At 68.3% G+C, this 19,265-nt stretch carries 15 protein-coding genes; 12 read left to right on the top strand and 3 right to left on the bottom strand.

Annotated features, from left to right (window positions below):
- Positions 1-25 precede the first annotated feature (25 nt).
- From AC07UK_RS31380 to AC07UK_RS31360, 5 genes are all read left to right on the top strand, one after another.
- Positions 26-1,426, top strand: a complete 1,401-nt coding sequence (locus AC07UK_RS31380; RefSeq protein WP_041228234.1) for a C4-dicarboxylate transporter DctA — start codon at positions 26-28, stop codon at positions 1,424-1,426.
- Positions 1,427-1,634: 208 nt separating this feature from the next.
- Positions 1,635-2,327, top strand: a complete 693-nt coding sequence (locus tag AC07UK_RS31375; RefSeq protein ID WP_013958339.1) for a GntR family transcriptional regulator — start codon at positions 1,635-1,637, stop codon at positions 2,325-2,327.
- A 575-nt stretch (positions 2,328-2,902) separates the two neighbouring features.
- The gene (locus tag AC07UK_RS31370) at positions 2,903-3,706 is read left to right on the top strand and encodes an SDR family oxidoreductase (protein WP_494687630.1); all 804 of its coding nucleotides are present in this window, start codon (positions 2,903-2,905) and stop codon (positions 3,704-3,706) included.
- Positions 3,707-3,747: 41 nt separating this feature from the next.
- Positions 3,748-4,527 (top strand): enoyl-CoA hydratase-related protein, encoded by a 780-nt coding sequence (locus AC07UK_RS31365; protein WP_035816090.1) that lies wholly within the window; start codon positions 3,748-3,750, stop codon positions 4,525-4,527.
- Positions 4,528-4,553: 26 nt separating this feature from the next.
- Positions 4,554-5,390, top strand: coding sequence for a crotonase/enoyl-CoA hydratase family protein (locus tag AC07UK_RS31360; protein WP_494687631.1), 837 nt, complete (start codon positions 4,554-4,556; stop codon positions 5,388-5,390).
- A 10-nt stretch (positions 5,391-5,400) separates the two neighbouring features.
- Here the strand turns inward: AC07UK_RS31360 and AC07UK_RS31355 are convergent, their stop codons facing one another.
- The 3 genes from AC07UK_RS31355 to AC07UK_RS31345 form a co-directional block, all read right to left on the bottom strand.
- A complete protein-coding gene (locus AC07UK_RS31355) occupies positions 5,401-5,781 on the bottom strand; it encodes a DUF2784 domain-containing protein (RefSeq protein WP_494687632.1) in 381 nt (126 codons plus the stop codon).
- Between the two features lie 17 nt (positions 5,782-5,798).
- Positions 5,799-6,719 (bottom strand): LysR family transcriptional regulator, encoded by a 921-nt coding sequence (locus tag AC07UK_RS31350; protein WP_494687633.1) that lies wholly within the window; start codon positions 6,717-6,719, stop codon positions 5,799-5,801.
- A 148-nt stretch (positions 6,720-6,867) separates the two neighbouring features.
- Positions 6,868-7,563, bottom strand: a complete 696-nt coding sequence (locus AC07UK_RS31345) for a hypothetical protein (protein WP_494687634.1) — start codon at positions 7,561-7,563, stop codon at positions 6,868-6,870.
- A gap of 283 nt (positions 7,564-7,846) precedes the next feature.
- On the opposite strand from AC07UK_RS31345, the gene gcl reads away from it, so the two are divergent.
- From gcl to AC07UK_RS31310, 7 genes are all read left to right on the top strand, one after another.
- The gene (gene gcl, locus AC07UK_RS31340; protein ID WP_494687635.1) at positions 7,847-9,631 is read left to right on the top strand and encodes a glyoxylate carboligase; all 1,785 of its coding nucleotides are present in this window, start codon (positions 7,847-7,849) and stop codon (positions 9,629-9,631) included.
- 111 nt (positions 9,632-9,742) lie between these two features.
- Positions 9,743-10,525: a hydroxypyruvate isomerase gene (hyi, locus tag AC07UK_RS31335; RefSeq protein ID WP_494687636.1), complete on the top strand. Its 783-nt coding sequence runs from the start codon at positions 9,743-9,745 to the stop codon at positions 10,523-10,525.
- 57 nt (positions 10,526-10,582) lie between these two features.
- Positions 10,583-11,497, top strand: a complete 915-nt coding sequence (glxR, locus tag AC07UK_RS31330) for a 2-hydroxy-3-oxopropionate reductase (RefSeq protein ID WP_078198250.1) — start codon at positions 10,583-10,585, stop codon at positions 11,495-11,497.
- A gap of 66 nt (positions 11,498-11,563) precedes the next feature.
- On the top strand, positions 11,564-12,886 hold the full coding sequence (locus AC07UK_RS31325) for a glycerate kinase type-2 family protein (RefSeq protein WP_494687637.1): 1,323 nt from the start codon (positions 11,564-11,566) through the stop codon (positions 12,884-12,886).
- A 108-nt stretch (positions 12,887-12,994) separates the two neighbouring features.
- Complete coding sequence (gene pyk / locus AC07UK_RS31320; protein WP_494687638.1) at positions 12,995-14,458, top strand: pyruvate kinase; 1,464 nt, start codon at positions 12,995-12,997, stop codon at positions 14,456-14,458.
- Positions 14,459-14,781: 323 nt separating this feature from the next.
- Positions 14,782-15,663, top strand: a complete 882-nt coding sequence (gene ypfJ / locus AC07UK_RS31315) for a KPN_02809 family neutral zinc metallopeptidase (RefSeq protein ID WP_494688120.1) — start codon at positions 14,782-14,784, stop codon at positions 15,661-15,663.
- A gap of 412 nt (positions 15,664-16,075) precedes the next feature.
- Positions 16,076-19,222 carry a multidrug efflux RND transporter permease subunit gene (locus AC07UK_RS31310; RefSeq protein ID WP_494688121.1) on the top strand — a complete coding sequence of 1,049 codons (3,147 nt, stop codon included), beginning with the start codon at positions 16,076-16,078 and terminating at the stop codon, positions 19,220-19,222.
- The last annotated feature ends 43 nt before the right edge of the window (positions 19,223-19,265 follow it).

Below are 19,265 nucleotides of genomic sequence, written 5' to 3'. Positions count from 1 at the left end.
GGACCGGCCCGGTACGGAGACAACCATGCAGCATGCAGTTCCCTCGCAGCCCCGCCCCGGCACCCCCCAGCCCCGTTTGCATACCCGCTTCACCCGTTCGCTGTTTGGCCAGGTGCTGATTGCCCTGGTGATTGGCACGGCACTCGGCCTGGCCTTCCCCGAGTTCGCCGCCAAGCTCAAGCCGCTTGGTGATGCCTTTATCAAGCTGATCAAGATGCTGATCGGCCCGATCGTGTTCTGCGTGGTGGTGGCCGGCATCTGCGGCGCGGGCGAGCTGAAGAAGGTTGGCCGCGTCGGCATCAAGGCAGTGGTGTATTTCGAGATCGTCACCACCATCGCGCTGGCGCTGGGCATCCTGCTGGCCTATGTGTTCCAGCCCGGCGTCGGCATGAATGTCGACCCGCGCTCGCTCGACGCGTCGGCCATCGCCGGCTATATCGACAATGCCACCAAGGTGAAGGACCAGGGCACCGTCGATTTCCTGCTCAAGCTGATCCCCAATACCGTGTTCGGTGCCTTTGCCAATGGCGACGTGCTGCAGGTACTGGTGGTATCGATCCTGTTCGGCTGCGCGCTGTCGCTGGTGGGTGAGCCGGGCCGGCCGCTGGTCAGGCTGATCGATACCTTCTCGCACACGCTGTTCAAGATGATGGGCTTCATCATCAAGCTGGCGCCGCTGGGCGTGCTGGGCGCGGTGGCCTTTACCGTGGGCAAGTACGGTATCGGCTCGCTCAAGCAGCTGGGCTTCCTGGTGTTCCTGTTCTACGGCGCGGTGGCCATCTTCGTGCTGGTGGTGCTGGGCACGATCATGCGCGTGTGCGGTTTCTCGGTGATCAAGCTGATCCGCTACCTGCGCGCCGAGCTGCTGGTGGTGCTGGGCACGGCCTCGTCCGACAGCGTGCTGCCGCAAGTGATGAAGAAGCTGGAGTTCATGGGCATCAAGAAGTCGGTGGTGGGCCTGGTGATCCCGACCGGCTACTCGTTCAACCTGGATGCGTTCTCGATCTACCTGACGCTGGCCGCGGTGTTTATCGCGCAGGCGACCAACACGCCGCTGGCGCTGGGCGACCTGCTTGGCATCCTGGCGGTGGCGCTGGTCACCTCCAAGGGCGCGCACGGCATCCCCGGCTCGGCCATCGTGATCCTGGCGGCTACGCTGTCGGCGCACCCGGCGATTCCGGCGATCGGGCTGGTGCTGGTGCTGTCGGTGGACTGGTTCATCGGCATTGCCCGCGCGCTCGGCAACCTGATCGGCAACTGCGTGGCGACCGTGGTGGTGGCCGCCTGGGAGAAGGATATCGACCGCGAACGGGCCCATGGCGTGCTCAACGGCACCATTGAAGCGACCGACCTGGATGCGGGTCTGGCCGCGATGGCGGAGGACGGCGTGGACGCCGGATCTCCGGTCGCCGTGCCAGGGCGGTAGTCCACTGCATCAGATGAGCTCGCCCCCGCTGGACTGCGCCTCAAGGCCGTAGGCGTCGTTGCAAATGCTCGCAATAGCCGTGCTATTGCTGCGCTTTGCGCCTAGCCTATGACCTTGCTGCGCAGCCCCTCGGGGACGATTCATCTGCCGCAGTAGACTAGAATCACGCATCTCCCCAACCGCGCAGCCTCTGCGCAAGTGCGCTGCCATGCCCGAGCATATCGATCCTGACATGACCGCCGAGGCGATCGCCGAAGACATAGTCGCGGCCATCGTTTCGCACCGCCTGCCGCCCGGCACCAAGCTGCGCGAGGAGGCCCTGGCCAGTGTCTACCGCGTCAGCCGCACCAAGGTGCGCGCGGCGCTGCTGATGCTGTCCAAGGACAAGGTCATCCAGATCGTGCCGGACAAGGGCGCCTTCGTGGCCAAGCCCAGCGCCGAAGAGGCGCGCGAGGTCTTCGCGGTGCGCCGCATCCTGGAAGCGGCGCTGGCGCGCGAGTTCGTCGCCAAGGCGACCCCGGCCGACTACAAGCGCATCGACAAGCACCTGGCGGCCGAGCGCAAGGCGCTGACGGGCAACGATGCGCAGGTGCGCACCCGGCTGCTGGGCGACTTCCATATCGTGCTGGCCGAGGTGGTCGGCAACGGCGTGCTGACCGAGATGATGCGCGAGCTGTCGACGCGCAGCGCGGTCATCACCATGCTGTACCAGTCGCGCCGCGACGCGGCCTGCTCGTCGGACGAGCACCGCGAATTCATCGAGGCCGCCCGCGCCGGCGATGTCGAGCGGGCCGTCGCGCTGATGGTGGACCACCTGGGCCACGTGGAAGGTGCGCTGCATTTCGAGGAAACCGCGCCGGTGTCGCGCGGCAAGGACCTGGTGACCGCGCTGCTCGCGTAGGCGTCCACTTGATGTGAGTCAAAGCGGCCCCTGCAGCCCGCGCGCACACTTGACCCCGCCATGAAGACGCGGGGGCGCACTTCATGAGCACTCCGCCTTCCGGCACCTCATCGTCGGAAGGCTGCCCGCACGCTGCAACGGTGTGCGGGCTTTCTTTTTTCTGAGGACTGGGTTTTGCGCTACGGAATGGCGCCCTGTCCCGCCGCTTGGCCGCCTCGCGGTCCCGCACCCGTTTTTCCCTTTCCCGCCAGCTAGTTGCAGCGCCCGGACGGCATTCCCGGCGCCGCCATTGTTGCGTCCGCGGTGGCGGGCATTGCCGGCGATACGCGAAATCGAATTCCGGCTTCGGGTTAGGATGCCGGAGGCCCGAACCAGAGGCCGGCGCCGCCCTCGCAGCACCCGGGGCGGACGCACACCAGAACAGATACATGGAGACCGTCATGCGCCATCGCGCGATACCTGCCGTGCCGCCACGCCGCCGGCGCTAGCCCTCCCCTGCATTTCGCCCCGCCGCGGTCCTGCCTGACGCCGGATTGCGGCCCGCATCGCCTGACCATCGATCGAGAGGACTTCCCATGCCCAGTGCCTTCCGCGCCGACGCCTTTGTCGGCAAGACCGTATTCGTCGCCGGCGCCTCCTCCGGCATCAACCTCGGCATCGCGCACGGCTTCGCGCGCGCCGGGGCGAAGCTGGCGCTGATCAGCCGCACCGCCGAGCGCATCCAGGCCGCCGCCGACACCATCACCGCGGCCGGCGGCACCGCCATCGGCATGGCCGCCGACGTGCGCGACTATGCCGCCGTGGAAGCGGCCTTCGCGCGCGCCCAGGACGAACTGGGCCCGATCGACGTGGTGATCTCCGGCGCCGCGGGCAACTTCCTCGCGCCCGTGGTCGGCATGTCGGCCAATGCCTTCAAGACCGTGGTCGACATCGACCTGCTCGGCACCTTCAACGTGTTCCGCGCCAGCTTCGACCACCTGGCCAAGCCGGGTGCGTCGCTGATCGCGATCACCGCGCCGCAGGCGGTCAACGCCATGATGTTCCAGGCCCATGCCTGCGCCGCCAAGGCCGGCATCAACATGCTGATCAAGTGCCTGGCGATGGAATGGGGTCCGGCCGGGGTGCGCGTGAACGGCATCTCGCCCGGCCCGATCGCCGACACCGAAGGCATGGCCCGGTTGGCGCCCACGCCCGAGATGGAGGCGCGCTACAAGGCCCGCCTGGCGCTGCGCGACTACGGCACCAAGGACGATATCGCCGATGCCGCGATGTACCTCAGCAGCGACAACGCGCACTACGTCACCGGCACCATCCTCGACTGCGACGGCGGCAGCAAGCTGGGCGACGCCTCGGCCGATGCGCTGAAGAAGCCGCAGTAATCACCGTACCGAATACCGACCACGAGACCAGGAGACCCCCAATGACGGCATCCGTCCTCTATCAAGCCAGCGAAGGCGTGGCCACGCTGACCCTGAACCGCCCGGACGTGCTCAACGCGATGAACGGCGACCTGATGCGCGAGCTGCGCGAGGGCGTGGAGCGCGCCGCCGGCGACGCCGCGGTGCGCGCCGTGCTGATCACCGGCGCGGGCCGCGGCTTCTGCGCCGGCGCCGACCTGGCCGCGCGCGGCAAGGATGGCATCACCGATTCCGGCACGCTGCTGCGCGAGCGCTACCACCCGATCATCATGACGCTGCGCCAGATGCCCAAGCCGGTCGTCACCGCGGTCAACGGCGTGGCCGCCGGTGCCGGCATGAGCCTGGCGCTGGCGGGCGACGTGGTGCTGGCGGCCCGCTCGGCCAGCTTCCTGCAGGCCTTCTCCAAGATCGGCCTGGTCCCGGACGCCGGCAGCACCTACTTCGTGCCGCGCTATGCCGGCGAGATGCGCGCCCGCGCGCTGGCCATCCTGGCCGAGAAGATCGATGCCGAGGAAGCCCAGCGCATCGGCCTGGTGTGGAAGGTCCACGCCGACGACGCGCTGCAGGACGAGGCCGGCAAGCTGGCCCGCCACCTGGCCACCATGCCGACCATGGCCTACGGCATGATCAAGGAAGCCCTCAACCAGAGCTTCGACAACGACCTGGCCGCGCAGCTCGAAGTGGAAGCCACGCTGCAGTCGCGCGCCAGCCGCAGCGATGACTGCAAGGAAGGCGTGGCCGCCTTCATGGAGAAGCGCAAGCCGCAGTTCAAGGGCCGTTGAGAACCCGCATCACAAGGAGCCAGCGCATGAGCGCCAGCAGCAACGAACGTATCCTCGTCACCATCGAAGACGGCGTCGCCGATGTCCGCCTGAACCGCCCCGACAAGATGAACGCGCTCGACCAGGCCATGTTCGACGCACTGGTCGAGACCGGCGAGCAACTGGCGCGCATGCCCGACCTGCGCGCCGTGGTCCTGTCCGGCGAAGGCCGCGCCTTCTGCGCGGGGCTGGACATGGGCCGCATGGCGGGCATGTTGTCGGACGGCGGCGGCGAATCCCACAACGACAGCATCGGCGCGGGCCGCCTCGGCAAGCGTACCCACGGCATGTCCAATCGCCCGCAGTACGCGTGCATGGTCTGGCGCGAACTGCCGGTGCCGGTCTTCGCCGCGGTCCACGGCGTGGCTTTCGGCGGCGGGCTGCAGGTGGCGCTGGGGGCGGACGTACGCTACGTCGCGCCCGATACCAGGCTGTCGGTCATGGAAATGAAGTGGGGGCTGGTGCCCGACATGGCCGGCATGGTGCTCACGCGCGGCCTGGTGCGCCCCGACGTGCTGCGCGAGCTGATCTACAGCGCGCGCGTGCTGAGCGGCACCGAAGCCTGCGAACTGGGCCTTGGCACCTACCTTGCCGACGACCCGCGCGCCGCGGCGCTGGAAGCCGCGCGCCAGGTGGCACAGAAGAACCCGGATGCGATCCGCGCGGCCAAGCGCCTGATGGCGGTGGTGGAGCGCGGCGACAATGCCGCCATCCTGCAGGCCGAGTCCGACGAGCAGGACCGGCTGGTCGGCTCGCCCAACCAGCGCGAGGCAGTGCTGGCCAATATGCAGAAGCGCGCGCCGCGCTTCGAGCCGGCGGGCTGAAGCAGGCCGCTCAGTGGTGGTGCCGCGCGGCTCGCCGGCGGCGCCACCACAACGCATAGACTGCCACATTGACCACCAGCACCACCAGGCCAAGCCACAGCTGCACCGCCGGCGTGAGCCCGGCCGGATAGATCAGCGGCAGCAGGTAGCGCTCGACAAAACCGCCGCTGTAGCCCGCCTGCCCCGCAGCCTGGCGCAGCGTGTTTTCCAGCGGCGTCAGCGGGCAGATCCAGCCGGACCATTCGATCAGCACGCCCCATGCCGCCGCTGGCAGGTGCAGCCATGCGACACGCGGCCAGCGCAATGCCAGCAGGCCGCCCGCCACCACGAACAGGATAAACAGCCCATGCACGATGACCACCAGGTCGGCCAGCCAGGCTGTGATCGGCATCGCGCTCGGCGGCGGCCTCAGTTGCCGCCCGCCGTGTCCATCCAGTAGCCCGGGCGCGCGAACTGCGCCTTCAGGTGCTCGATGAAGAAACGGATCTTGGCCGGCACCGGGCGCTGCTGCGGGTACACGGCAAGGATGTCGTAGTCCGGCAGCGCGTATTCGTCCAGCACCGTGATCAGTTCGCCGCTCTCCAGCTGCGGCAGGATCTCCCAGGTCGAGCGCCAGCCCAGGCCCAGGCCCTCGCCGGTCCAGCGGTGCAGCAGCTCGCCGTCGTTGCAGTCCAGGTTGCCGTTGACGCGCACGGTCACGGTCTTGCCGTTCTGGCTGAAGTACCAGCCGCGCTGCTGGCCGCCCTGCAGGTTGAACGCCAGGCAGTTGTGCTGGGCCAGGTCGTCCAGCGTCTGCGGCACGCCGTACCTGGCGAAGTACGCCGGCGTGCCGCACACCACGCGCTTGTTCGACGCCAGCTTGATCGCGACAAAGTTCGGGTCGATGGCGCCGCCGATGCGGATGCCGACGTCATAGCCTTCGCGCACCAGGTCGACCACGCGGTCGGTCAGGTTGAATGAGATCTGCACTTCCGGGTTGGCCGTGAGGAACGCCGGCGCGTGCGGTGCCACGTGCTTGCGCCCGAACGCCGCCGGTGCCGAAACGATCAGGTGGCCGGTGGCCTTGTGCTTGCCTTCGGCAATCAGCATCTCGGCGCGGTCCAGGTCGGCCAGCGCCTTCTTGCACTGCTCCATGAACACCGCGCCCTGCTCGGTCACGGCGATGCGGCGCGTGGACCGGTGCAGCAGCTTGACGCCGATGCGGGCTTCCAGCGCGTTGATGCGGCGGCCGATCATCACCGGCGTCACGTTCTGCGTGAGCGCCGCGGCCGCCATGCTGCCGTGCTCCACCACGGCGATAAAGGCTTCGATTTGCTTGAGTTTGTCCATCGGATATTCGTCTCCCGGGCGCCATTGTGCGGCATCCCCGGGGATGTGGCATCCCTGCGCGGCTGATGGGCAGGATCGCGGCATCCGCATATGGCCGCGTCAGGGCCGCTGCCAGGGGCAGGCCGCGTCACCCGGCGCCGGTGCGGAATCAGCCGCCCGGAGCCGCCCGCGCTCTGACCTGCGCGTTCATCTCGGCCGCTTCGCCCAGCACATGGGCCAGCCGCCGCAGCGGGCGGCTGCATTGCACGTGCAGGTACAGGTAGCAGGCCGCGCCGGTCACCACCATCACGCCGTAGATCCACAGCAGCGCCCCGGCCATGGCCTGATGACGCGGCAGCGCGGCCACCACGGCCGCGGCCGGCGCCAGTGCCAGCAGCATTGCCAGGGTGCGCGCAGCACCTTCCCACAACCGCAGTTGCAACACCACGCGCCGCTGGCGTGCCTGCAGCTGCGGCGGCGGGATGCGCGCCAGCCGGCGCAGCAGCGCATCCTCGGCCACGCTGTGGCGGTCCATCTCGGCGGCCTGCCAGCGCAGCGGATGGCGCAGCCTGGCCAGCACGATGCCGGCGCGCGTGAGTCCGGCGCCGACATAGCAGGCGGCCGACAGGGCCAGCAGCGCCTCGAAGGTCCGCAGCGACCACAGCGGCACCGGGTGCTTCAGCCACAGCCGCCAGACGGCCAGGGCCGCGCCGCTCAGGATGGTCGCGACCAGCGCCCCGATAAAGCCCACCCACAGCGCGCGCCCGAGGCGGCCGCCCGGCGCCGCAGGGTCGGCGGCCGGCCCGGGCGGGGCGGCGGCAAGCGCTTCAAGCAGTTCGTAGGTAGACGGCAGCCTGGAATACATGGTCGGCCCGGATGGCGAGGAATCCCGCCATTTTGCCGCACTGCGCTGCGGCGGCCCGCCGGCGCCGGCCCGTACCCACCGCTGCGCTGCGTGCCCGTACCGTCACACCACATATCCAATTGCCTACTCCGGCGTACGCTCGCCGACCGTCCAATTGGGCTTCCAAGGCGATATTGCGTACCCCAGGTATCGAATCAACTGATCTCCCTTCTGTTTATCCCACCCCGCCTGCGGGAATAGGATCGACTCCAACGGAATTCACACCATCACTGGAGACAAGATCATGGCAAAGATGAGAGCAATTGACGCGGCAATCGCCGTGCTGGAGAAGGAAGGCGTGACCACGGCATTCGGCGTGCCGGGCGCGGCCATCAACCCGTTCTACTCGGCAATGCGCAAGTCGGGCAACATCAACCACGTGCTGGCCCGCCACGTCGAGGGCGCCTCGCACATGGCCGAAGGCTACACCCGCGCCGAGCCGGGCAACATCGGCGTCTGCGTCGGCACCTCGGGCCCCGCCGGCACCGACATGATCACCGGCCTGTACTCGGCCTGGGCCGATTCGATCCCCATCCTCTGCATTACCGGCCAGGCCCCGCGCGCCCGCCTGTACAAGGAAGACTTCCAGGCCGTCGATATCGAATCGATCGCCAAGCCCGTGACCAAGTGGGCCGTGACCGTGCGCGAGCCGGCACTGGTGCCGCAAGTGTTCCAGCAAGCCTTCCACATCATGCGTTCGGGCCGCCCGGGTCCGGTGCTGATCGACCTGCCGTTCGACGTGCAGGTGGCCGAGATCGAATTCGATGTCGACACCTACCAGCCGCTGCAGCCGTACAAGCCGGCTGCCTCGCGCGCCCAGATCGAGAAGGCCATCTCGATGCTGAACGCGGCCGAGCGCCCGCTGATCGTGTGCGGCGGCGGCGTGATCAACGCTGACGCGGCGGACCTGCTGGTCGAGTTCGCCGAACTGGTCAACGTGCCGGTGGTGCCGACCCTGATGGGCTGGGGCGTGCTGGCCGACGACCACCCGCTGCAAGCCGGCATGGTCGGCCTGCAGACCTCGCACCGCTATGGCAACGCCACGCTGCTGGCTTCGGACTTCGTGATGGGCATCGGCAACCGCTGGGCCAACCGCCACACCGGCAGCGTCGACGTCTACACCAAGGGCCGCAAGTTCGTGCACGTCGATATCGAGCCCACCCAGATCGGCCGCGTGTTCGGCCCGGACCTGGGCATCGTGTCGGACGCCAAGGCCGCGCTGGAACTGTTCGTCGAAGTTGCCCGCGAAATGAAGATGGCCGGCCGCCTGCCGTGCCGCAAGTCGTGGGTGGCCGACGTGCAGAAGCGCCGCCGCACCATGCAGCGCAAGAGCGATTTCGACAACGTGCCGGTCAAGCCGCAGCGCGTGTACCGCGAGATGAACCAGTACTTCCCGCGCGACGTGCGCTACGTCAGCACCATCGGCCTGTCGCAGATCGCCGCGGCGCAGTTCCTGTCGGTCAATGAGCCGCGCCACTGGATCAACTGCGGCCAGGCCGGCCCGCTGGGCTGGACCATCCCGGCCGCGATCGGCGTGAAGACCGCCTCGCCGGATTCGGACGTGGTGGCGATCTCGGGCGACTACGACTTCCAGTTCATGATCGAAGAGCTGGCCGTGGCCGCGCAGTTCAAGGTGCCGTACATCCACGTGGTGGTGAACAACTCCTACCTCGGCCTGATCCGCCAGGCGCAGCGCAACTTCGAGATGGACTACTGCGTGCAGCTGGCCTTCGACAACGTCAACTCGCCTGAACTGAACGGCTACGGCGTGGACCACGTCAAGGTGGTCGAGGGCCTGGGCTGCAAGGCGATCCGCGTGTTCAAGCCGGAAGACATCGCCCCGGCCTTTGCCGAAGCGCGCGACCTGATGGCCGAGTTCTCGGTGCCGGTGGTGGTCGAGGTGATCCTGGAGCGCGTGACCAATATCGCGATGGGCACCGAGATCGACAACGTCAACGAGTTCGAGCCGATCGAAGACCTCGAGGACATCGAGGAAGCGATCCTGAAGGAAGAAGTGGAAACGGCGTAAGCAGCACCATTCCAACATGGAAGCGCGGGCTACGGCCCGCGCAAATCCAGCGCCCCTGCATCACCGGTTCTGCACCGGCAGAACGACAACACAACTAAACCGGAGAGACTCATGACTAAACTTGCGGCCAACCTCACCATGCTGTTCAACGAAGTGGGGTTTCTCGACCGCTTCGAAGCCGCCGCGCGCGCGGGCTTCCGCGGCGTGGAATTCCTCTTCCCCTATGCCTTTCACGCGGACCAGATCGCTGACCGCCTGAACCGCTTCCAGCTGGACCTGGTGCTGCACAACCTGCCCGCCGGCAAGTGGGAAGCGGGCGAGCGCGGCATTGCCTGCCACCCGGACCGCGTTGGCGAGTTCCAGGACGGCGTGGGCGAGGCCATCAAGTACGCCAAGGTGCTGGGCGTGCGCCAGCTGAACTGCCTGGTCGGCATCCAGCAGCAGAACGTCAAGCGCGAGCAGGCCCAGGAAACGCTGGTGGAAAACCTGCGCTTCGCCGCCAGCGCGCTGGCCGCCGAGCATATCGACCTGCTGGTCGAGCCGATCAACACCTTCGACATTCCCGGCTTCTTCCTGTCGCGCACGCAGCAGGCGCTGGACCTGATCAACCAGGTCAATGCGCCCAACCTGTACGTGCAGTACGACATCTACCACATGCAGCGGATGGAAGGCGAGATCGCCAACACCATCAAGGCCAACTTGCCGAAGATCAGGCACGTGCAGCTGGCCGACAACCCGGGCCGCAATGAACCGGGGACCGGCGAGCTGAACTACCACTTCCTGTTCAAGTTCCTGGACGAGATCGGCTACAACGGCTGGATCGGCTGCGAGTACAAGCCGAAGACCACCACCGAAGCCGGCCTGGGCTGGCGCGCCGAGCACGGCGTGCAGTAACGGGTTACCACCTACGCCAACCAAGACAGACTTAATCTCATTCAAGGAGACATCAACATGGCAAACCAACGCAACGTCGGCTTCATCGGCCTGGGCATCATGGGCGCACCGATGGCGGGCCACCTGCGCGCCGCCGGCCACACGCTGTTCGTGCATGACGTCAACCCGGCCCCGCAAGCGCTGGTCGATGCAGGCGTGACCGTCTGCACCAGCGCCGAGGAAGTCGCCAAGCGTGCCGACATCATCGTCATCATGGTGCCGGACACCCCGCACGTGGAAGCCGTGCTGTTCAGCGAAAAGGGCGTGGCCGCCGCGTTCAAGGCTGCCGGCAAGGAAGCCAGCCACAGCAAGATCGTGGTCGACATGAGCTCGATCTCGCCGATCGCGACCAAGGACTTCGCCGCGCGCATCAACAAGCTGGGCGCCTCGTACCTGGACGCACCGGTGTCCGGCGGTGAAGTGGGCGCCAAGGCGGCAACGCTTACGATCATGGTCGGCGGCCCGCAGGAAGCCTATGACCAGGTCAAGCCGCTGTTCGACCTGATGGGCAAGAACGTCACGCTGGTCGGTGGCAACGGTGACGGCCAGACCACCAAGGTGGCCAACCAGATCATCGTCGCGCTGAACATCCAGGCCGTGTCCGAAGCCCTGCTGTTCGCCTCCAAGGCCGGCGCCGATCCGGCCAAGGTGCGCCAGGCGCTGATGGGCGGCTTCGCGGCCTCGCGCATCCTGGAAGTGCACGGCGAGCGCATGGTCAAGCGCACCTTCGACCCGGGCTTCCGCATCGAGCTGCACCAGAAGGACCTGAACCTGGCGCTGCAGGGTGCCAAGGCCCTGGGCGTGGCACTGCCCAACACCGCCACCGCACAGGAGCTGTTCAACACCTGCGCCGCCAACGGCCTTGGCAAACAGGACCATTCGGCCCTGTGCCGCGCGATCGAGATCATGTCTAACCACCAGATCGCCAAGTAAGCAGCAACCACGTCGTCCCCGCCCTGCGGGGACGACTAGCTTTCCCCGTCAGCACCAGGACTTTTCATGCTCGCCACCGAACCTCAAGCCGCCCTGCTCTCGCCCCAGCGCGCCGCAGCGCATCCCGGACAGTCCGACGCGCGCGCGTTGCTGCGCGACCTGTTCGATACCGCGGTCGCTTCCGTCAGCGCCAGCCACTGCCTGCCGCCGCACCTGCCCACGCCGCCCAAGGGCCGCACGGTAGTGATCGGCGCCGGCAAGGCCGCTGCCGCGATGGCGCAGGCGGTCGAGGCGAACTGGCAAGGCGAGCTGTCGGGCCTGGTGGTGACGCGCTACGGCCATGGTGCCGATTGCCAGCGCATTGAAGTGGTGGAAGCCGCGCACCCCGTTCCCGACGAAGCCGGTGCGCGCGCCGCGCAACGCATGGTGGAACTGGTGCAGGGCCTGACTGCCGACGACCTGGTGCTGTGCCTGATCTCCGGCGGCGGTTCGGCGCTGCTGGCCGCGCCAGCGCCCGGCCTGACGCTGGCCGACAAGCAGGCCGTCAACAAGGCGCTGCTGCGCAGCGGCGCCAGCATCGGCGAGATGAACTGCGTGCGCAAGCACCTGTCGGCGCTCAAGGGCGGCCGGCTCGCGCTGCACTGCGCCCCGGCACGCGTCGAGACGCTGCTGATTTCCGATATCCCCGGTGATGACCCGACCCTGATCGCAAGCGGCCCGACGCTGCCCGACGCGACCACCTGCGCCGACGCGCTGGCCGTCATCGCCAAGTACGGCATTGAAGTCCCCGCCAACGTGCGCGCCCACCTGGAAAGCGGCGCCGGCGAAACGCCCAAGCCCGGCGATGCCCGCTTCGAGGGCCACCGCAACGTGACGCTGGCCACCGCGCAGCAATCGCTGGAAGCCGCGGCCGCGCGCGCGCGTGAACTGGGCTACGAGGCCCACATCCTGTCCGACTGCATCGAGGGCGAAGCCCGCGAAGTGGCCGAAGTGCATGCCGCCATCGCGCGCCAGGTGGCGCAGCGCGGCCAGCCCTTCAGCAAGCCCTGTGTGATCCTGTCCGGCGGCGAGACCACCGTGACCGTGCGCGGCAAGGGCCGCGGCGGGCGCAATGCCGAGTTCCTGCTGGCCCTGGCGGTGGCGCTCGACGGCCTGGCCGGCGTGCACGCGATCGCCGGCGACACCGACGGCATCGACGGCTCCGAGGACAACGCCGGCGCGCTGCTGTCGCCCGACACCCTGACCCGCGCCGCCGCGCGCGGGCTGTCGGCGCGCGCGCACCTGGACAACAACGACGGGTATGGCTTCTTTGCCGGCGTGGACGACCTGATCGTCACCGGTCCGACCCGCACCAACGTGAATGACTTCCGCGCCATCCTGATCGTGTAGGCCTGCAGTCGTCAGCGCAGCACCGCCGTACCGAAGCAGTCGTTCACCTGAACAGCATTACCCGGCGCGCCACGTGGCGCGCCGTCCGAGAATGGAAGAGGAGACATCATGAGACGCCAGCGCAAAGCGAAGATCGTTGCCACGCTTGGACCCGCAAGCACCGACATCGCGGTGATCCGCGAACTGTTCGAGGCGGGCGCCGACGTGTTCCGGCTGAACTTCAGCCACGGCACGCACGAAGACCACCGTGCGCGCTACGACGCCGTGCGCAAGATCGAGGCCGAGACCGGCCGCCCGATCGCGATCCTGGCCGACCTGCAGGGCCCGAAGCTGCGCATCGGCACCTTCGCCGCCGGCAAGGTCGCGGTGCGCGCGGGCGATGTGTTCGTGCTCGACAGCGATCCCACCCCGGGCGACGGCACCCGCGTCTACCTGCCGCACCCCGAGCTCTTCGCCGCCGCGCAGCCGGGCCAGTCGCTGCTGATCGACGACGGCAAGGTACGCCTGTCGATCGAAGCGGTGACCACCGGCACCATCACCACGCGCGTGGTCAACAACGGCACGCTGTCCGACCGCAAGGGCGTGAACGTGCCCGACGCCGTGATCCCCATCCCCGCGCTGACCGAGAAGGACCGCAAGGACCTGGACTTCGCGCTGGCGCTGGGCGCTGACTGGATCGGCCTGTCGTTCGTGCAGCGCCCGTCCGACATCGTCGAAGCGCGCGAGATCGTCGGCACCCGTGCCGGCATCCTGTCCAAGATCGAGAAGCCGGCCGCGCTGCAGCAGCTCGAAGAGATCGTGCGCGTGTCCGATTCCGTGATGGTGGCGCGCGGCGACCTCGGCGTGGAGTTGCCGCCCGAGCGCGTCCCCGGCGTGCAGAAACGCATCCTGCGCGTGTGCCGCCAGCTGGGCAAGCCGGTGGTGATCGCCACGCAGATGCTGGAATCGATGATCGACTCGCCGGTGCCGACCCGCGCCGAAGCGTCGGACGTGGCCAGCGCCATCTATGAAGGCGCCGACGCGGTGATGCTGTCGGCAGAGTCGGCCAACGGCCGCTACCCGGTGCCCGCGGTGTCGATGATGAACCGCATCGTCACCGAGGTGGAACGCGACCCGCTGTACCGCAACCTGCTCGACGCCCAGCATGAGACCCCGCTGAACACGCGCCAGGATGCGATCTGCGCGGCGCTGCGCGAAGTCACGCAGATCATCGGCGCCGCGGCGACCGTGACCTACACGTCATCGGGCGCCACCGCGCTGCGCGCCGCGCGTGAGCGGCCGTGCGCGCCGATCGTCAGCATCACGCCGAACCTGGAAATCGCGCGCCGCCTGGCCATTGCCTGGGGCGTCCACTCCACCGTGAGCCCGGATGTGCAGAGCGTGGATGAAATGGTCGAAGCCGCCACACGCGCGGCGGTGGCCGAAGGCTATGCCGTGCCGGGTGACCAGATCACCATCGCCGCGGGGATGCCGTTCGGGCAAGGCGGGACTACCAACTTGCTGCGCGTGGCTGAAGTTGGCGCCAGCGCGGTGGCAACCGCACCGGCTGCGCGTGTGGCTGCCTTGGCCTGACAGCGCTGCTTTCGTTCCCGTCCCGGAACGTTCAGGTCATGACGGAACCGGGTGCAAACCCGGTTTCTTTGTTTTGCCGCACACCGCCTGCGTTGCCCGTCTCCAGGGCGAGTGGGTGGTGTTTTTTTGTTTGTCTTGGTTACCATGCGGTCGGGTGTCGTCCTTGGCACGCGCTGCTGTTTCGCCGGCTACGCCGGCGAAACAGCCCACGCCCGCCAAGAACGACACCCGACCGCATCGCACCAAAAATAGCATCCAACCCCAGATTGCTATACTGATTGCCACCCCCCCACCCTGCAATTCCCCCTACCCCCGGAGCCCCCATGCGCCTAGATGACGAAGCCGAAAGCCAGAACGTTGAAGACCGCCGCGGCGGATTCGGCGGCGGGTTCGGCGCCGGGCCAAAGACCATTGGCATCGGCACGATCGTCATCGCACTGGCAGCGTCTTATTTCTTCGGCATCGACCCGATGCTGATCATGCAGGGCGCCTCAGTGCTGCAAGGCTCCGGCCCGCAGCAGCAGCAACAGCATCAGGTGAACCGCCCGCCGGCGACGGATCAGATGACGGTGTTCACGCGCAAGGTGCTGGGCAACACCGAGCGCACCTGGCAACACATCTTTGAAACCCAGCTGAACCGCCGCTATGCAGCCCCCACGCTGGTGCTGTTCTCGGGCGCCACGCCCACGGCCTGCGGCACCGGCCAGTCGGCGATGGGCCCGTTCTACTGCCCCGGCGACCAGAAGGTCTATATCGACCTGGCCTTCTATGACGAGCTGCGCCAGCGCTTCGGCGCCAGCGGCGACTTTGCCCAGGCCTATGTGATCGCGCACGAGATCGGCCATCATGTGCAGAACCTGCTGGGCGTATCGGACAAGGTCGACAGCGCGCGCCGCCGCATGGGCGAGGCGCAGGCGAACCAGCTGTCGGTGCGCATGGAACTGCAGGCCGACTGCCTGGCGGGTGTCTGGGCCGCCACCGCGCAGCGCGCCAACCAGCAGCTGCTGGAGCCTGGCGATGTCGAAGAAGGCCTGAAGGCCGCCGCCGCGATCGGCGACGACCGGCTGCAGCGCCAGTCGCAGGGCTATGTCGTGCCGGAGGCCTTTACCCATGGCTCCAGCGAGCAGCGTGTGCGCTGGCTGCGCCGCGGCATTGAGTCCGGCGATATCCGCAAGTGCGATACCTTCGCCTCGCGCGACCTGTAAGCGCGGGCTTGACCCCCGACGTCTGAGGGGTGCCGGCAATGTGACGTTTGCGTTGTCCGGACCCTGTTCCCTGTCTATAATCGCCGGCAAGGCCGCATTGCGACGGCCAGTCGCCGGCGTCAATCCTCATCGATCCTTCCTGCCGCAGCGCCGGGTTCTCCCCACAGGACCCCTGCACGCGCCGCGGTGCACGCCGGCCCCGGTCGACGGGCCACGCGGCCGCTGACCGACAGGCGACCCGCCCCGCGGCCAGATCGGCACCATCAGCAACATCGGCCCAGCTTTGCCGCGACTTGCCGCCTCTTGCCGCTGAGCCTTGCGGCGTCTCCACACCCAAGCCGTTCCGTTTCAACCGCACCGGAGCCACGGCCGATCTTCACTTGCCGTGCGCCCGTGCCAGCCCTGACCTGACATGGCGTCGTTTTTCCTGAAGCGCCCGGCGTTTGCCTGGGTGCTGGCCATCCTGACCGTGGTAGCGGGCCTCGTGGCCCTGAACCGCATCCCCATCGCCCAGTACCCGGCGGTGGCGCCGCCCACGGTGATCATCTATGCCGATTACCCGGGTGCGTCCGCGCGCACGGTGGAGGACCGCGTCACCGCGGTGCTGGAGCAGCAGATGCATGGCATCCCCGGCCTGCTCTACCTGGATTCCAGCAGCGAGGGCGGCACCGCCACGGTGACGCTGGGCTTCCGACAGGGCACCGACCCGCAGCTGGCGCAGGTCAACGTGCGCAACCGCGTGGCGCAGGCCGAGCCCTTGCTGCCCGAGGCGGTGCGCCGCGGCGGCGTCTATGTCGACCAGGCCAGCAGCAGCGCCTTCATGTACGTGTCGCTGGTGTCCGACAGCGGGCAGCTGGACGAGACCGCGCTGGGCGACTTTGCCGCCGGCTCGGTGCTGCCGCTGCTGCGCCGCCTGCCCGGCATCGGCAAGGCCGAACCGTATGGCGCCGAGTACGCGCTGCGGATCTGGTTCGATCCCGACAAGCTGCACGCCTTCAACCTGACCACGGCCGAGGTCGAGGCCGCCATCCGCGCGCGCAACGGCAACGTGACGCCGGGCCAGCTGGGCGCCGCGCCTGCGGTGCCGGGCCAGCCGTTCCAGGCGATCGTGCGCCCGCCCGCGCCGATGAGCGATGCGCAGGCGTTCGGGCGCATCGTGGTGCGCGCGGCCACCGACGGCTCGGCCGTGCTGCTGCGCGACGTAGCGCGGGTGGAGCTGGCCGCCAGCGACTACCGCTACGGCTCCACGCTCAACACGCGCAATGCAGCGTCGATCGGGCTGAAGCTGGCCGACGGTGCCAACGTGCTGCAGACCTCGCGCACCGTGCGCGCGGCGCTCGATGCCGCCAGCAAGGGCTTTCCGGGCGACGTGCACTATGAGATCTCGTATGACGGCGCCACCTTCGTGCAGGCCTCGATCTCGCGCGTGGTGCTGACGCTGGTCGAAGCCACGGTGCTGGTGTTCCTGATCCTGTACCTGTTCCTGGGCAACCTGCGCGCGACGCTGATCCCGTGCATCGTGGTGCCGGTGTCGCTGCTGGGCACGGTCGCCTGCCTGTACGCGCTGGGGCTGTCGCTGAACGTGATCACGCTGTTCGGCGTGGTGCTGGCGATCGGCATCCTGGTGGACGATGCCATCGTGGTGGTCGAGAACGTCGAGCGCATCATGCGCACCGACGGCGTGGGCGCGATGGAGGCCGCGGCGCGCTCGATGCGCGAGGTCTCGGGCGCGCTGGTGGCGGTGACGCTGGTGCTGTGCGCGGTGTTCGTGCCGATGGCGTTCTTCGGCAGCGCGGTGGGCGTGATCTACCGACACTTTGCGGTGACGTTGGCGGTGTCGATCGCGTTCTCGCTGTTCTTTGCGCTGACGCTGGCGCCGGCCATGTGCGCCAGCCTGCTGCGCCACAGCGCGGCGCCGGCGCGCGGGCCGCTGGCCTGGTTCGATGCGCGCTTTGCCGCCTTCACCGGGCGTTATGCCGGCTGGGTGCAGGCGCTGCAGCACAGGCGGCTGCGCTGGCTGGCGGTCTATCTTGCGTTGACGCTGGCATGCGGCTACGCCTTGTGGAAGATGCCCAGCGGCTTCCTGCCGGAAGAGGATACCGGCGAGATCGTGGTCGATGTCGAGCTGCCCGCCGGCAGCACGCAGGCCGACACGCGCCGGCTGGTGGCCGGGCTGGAACAATGGATGCGCGACGAGCACTACCCGGTGCATTCGAGCTTTGCCGTGCTGGGCTGGTCCAGCGGCGGCAGCGGCGAGCAGCGCGCCAGCCTGTTTATCGGCCTGACCGACTGGAAGGCGCGCGGGCGCAAGCACACGGCCCAGGCCGTGCTGGAGCGGCTGTCGGCCGGGCTGGAAACCTGGCCGGGACGCGGCGCGGAGCAGCTGTTTGCGTACAACAGCTCGGCGCTACCGGAACTGGGCAGCATCGGTGGCCTGGACATGCGCCTGGTCGCGCGCCAGCCGGTGGGGCGCGAGGCGCTCTTCGCCGCGCGCGACAGGCTGCTCGAACGCGCCAAGCAAGACCCAGTGCTGGGCGAGGTGCGCGCCACCACCGGCCAGCCGGTGCCCGCGCTGGATCTGAAGATCGACTACCGCAAGGCCGAGGCCTTCGGCGTCGATGCCGATACCGTGCACCACACGCTGTCGGCCACGCTGGGCTCGCGCTATATCGACGAAGTCGCGCGCGAGGGCCGCGTGCGGCGCGTGATCCTGCAGGCCGACGCGCCCTTCCGCATGCGGCCGGATCAGCTCGCGCGCGTGCACGTGCGCAACGCACAGGGCGCGATGGTGTCGCTGGCCGCGTTCGCCTCGCTGGAATGGGGACGCGGCGAGGTCACGCTCGAACGCTTCGACGGCTTCAGCTCGGTGCGCATCAATGCCGAGGTGGCGCCGGGCCACACCACCGGCGCGGCCATGACGCGGCTGGCCGAACTGGTGCGCGAACTCGGGCCGGAATACGACGTGCGCTGGACCGGGCGCGCCTTCGAGCAGGAGCAGACCGGCACGCAGGCGCCGTGGCTGTTCGCGCTGTCGCTGCTGTTTATCTTCCTGTGCCTGGTAGCGCTGTATGAAAGCTGGACCCTGCCGCTGGCGGTGATCGCGATCGTGCCGACCGGCCTGATGGGCGCGGCCACGGCGATCTGGCTGCGCGGCATGCCCAACGATGTCTACTTCAAGGTGGGCGTGGTGGTGATCATGGGGCTGGCGGCCAAGAACGCGATCCTGATCGTCGAATATGCCGAGCAGTTGCGGCGCAGCGGTGCGGGCACCATGGGCGCGGTGGAGGCCGCCACGCGCGCGGCGCGCCAGCGGCTGCGGCCGGTGGTGATGACCTCGCTGGCCTTTGTGCTGGGCGTGGTGCCGCTGGCGATCAGCACCGGCCCGGGCGCGGGTGCGCAGCAGGCGGTCGGCACCGGCGTGCTGGGCGGCATGCTGGGTGCGACGGTGCTGGGTACGCTGACAGTGCCGCTGCTCTATGCAGCGATCGCGCGCAGGTTGCCGCGCGCGCAGCCGGAACCCGGACACGACGCGACCGCCACGCAGCCGCCTTCGGCATAAGCATGCCTGCGCGCTGACGCGGTCACGAGCCGACGGAATAGAA

The sequence above is a fragment of the Cupriavidus sp. GW821-FHT07C08 genome (assembly GCF_059419025.1).
The sequence above is the reverse complement of the archived record's forward strand: the minus strand, read 5'-3'. Positions and strand labels throughout refer to the sequence as shown.

What these genes read in the sequence shown, in the direction of transcription:
- AC07UK_RS31380 (WP_041228234.1), top strand. Translation starts at nt 26, where the DNA reads ATGCAGCATGCAGTTCCCTCGCAGCCCCGCCCCGGCACCCCCCAGCCC.
- AC07UK_RS31375 (WP_013958339.1), top strand. Translation starts at nt 1,635, where the DNA reads ATGCCCGAGCATATCGATCCTGACATGACCGCCGAGGCGATCGCCGAA.
- AC07UK_RS31370 (WP_494687630.1), top strand. Translation starts at nt 2,903, where the DNA reads ATGCCCAGTGCCTTCCGCGCCGACGCCTTTGTCGGCAAGACCGTATTC.
- AC07UK_RS31365 (WP_035816090.1), top strand. Translation starts at nt 3,748, where the DNA reads ATGACGGCATCCGTCCTCTATCAAGCCAGCGAAGGCGTGGCCACGCTG.
- AC07UK_RS31360 (WP_494687631.1), top strand. Translation starts at nt 4,554, where the DNA reads ATGAGCGCCAGCAGCAACGAACGTATCCTCGTCACCATCGAAGACGGC.
- AC07UK_RS31355 (WP_494687632.1), bottom strand. Translation starts at nt 5,781, where the DNA reads ATGCCGATCACAGCCTGGCTGGCCGACCTGGTGGTCATCGTGCATGGG.
- AC07UK_RS31350 (WP_494687633.1), bottom strand. Translation starts at nt 6,719, where the DNA reads ATGGACAAACTCAAGCAAATCGAAGCCTTTATCGCCGTGGTGGAGCAC.
- AC07UK_RS31345 (WP_494687634.1), bottom strand. Translation starts at nt 7,563, where the DNA reads ATGTATTCCAGGCTGCCGTCTACCTACGAACTGCTTGAAGCGCTTGCC.
- gcl (WP_494687635.1), top strand. Translation starts at nt 7,847, where the DNA reads ATGGCAAAGATGAGAGCAATTGACGCGGCAATCGCCGTGCTGGAGAAG.
- hyi (WP_494687636.1), top strand. Translation starts at nt 9,743, where the DNA reads ATGACTAAACTTGCGGCCAACCTCACCATGCTGTTCAACGAAGTGGGG.
- glxR (WP_078198250.1), top strand. Translation starts at nt 10,583, where the DNA reads ATGGCAAACCAACGCAACGTCGGCTTCATCGGCCTGGGCATCATGGGC.
- AC07UK_RS31325 (WP_494687637.1), top strand. Translation starts at nt 11,564, where the DNA reads ATGCTCGCCACCGAACCTCAAGCCGCCCTGCTCTCGCCCCAGCGCGCC.
- pyk (WP_494687638.1), top strand. Translation starts at nt 12,995, where the DNA reads ATGAGACGCCAGCGCAAAGCGAAGATCGTTGCCACGCTTGGACCCGCA.
- ypfJ (WP_494688120.1), top strand. Translation starts at nt 14,782, where the DNA reads ATGCGCCTAGATGACGAAGCCGAAAGCCAGAACGTTGAAGACCGCCGC.
- AC07UK_RS31310 (WP_494688121.1), top strand. Translation starts at nt 16,076, where the DNA reads ATGGCGTCGTTTTTCCTGAAGCGCCCGGCGTTTGCCTGGGTGCTGGCC.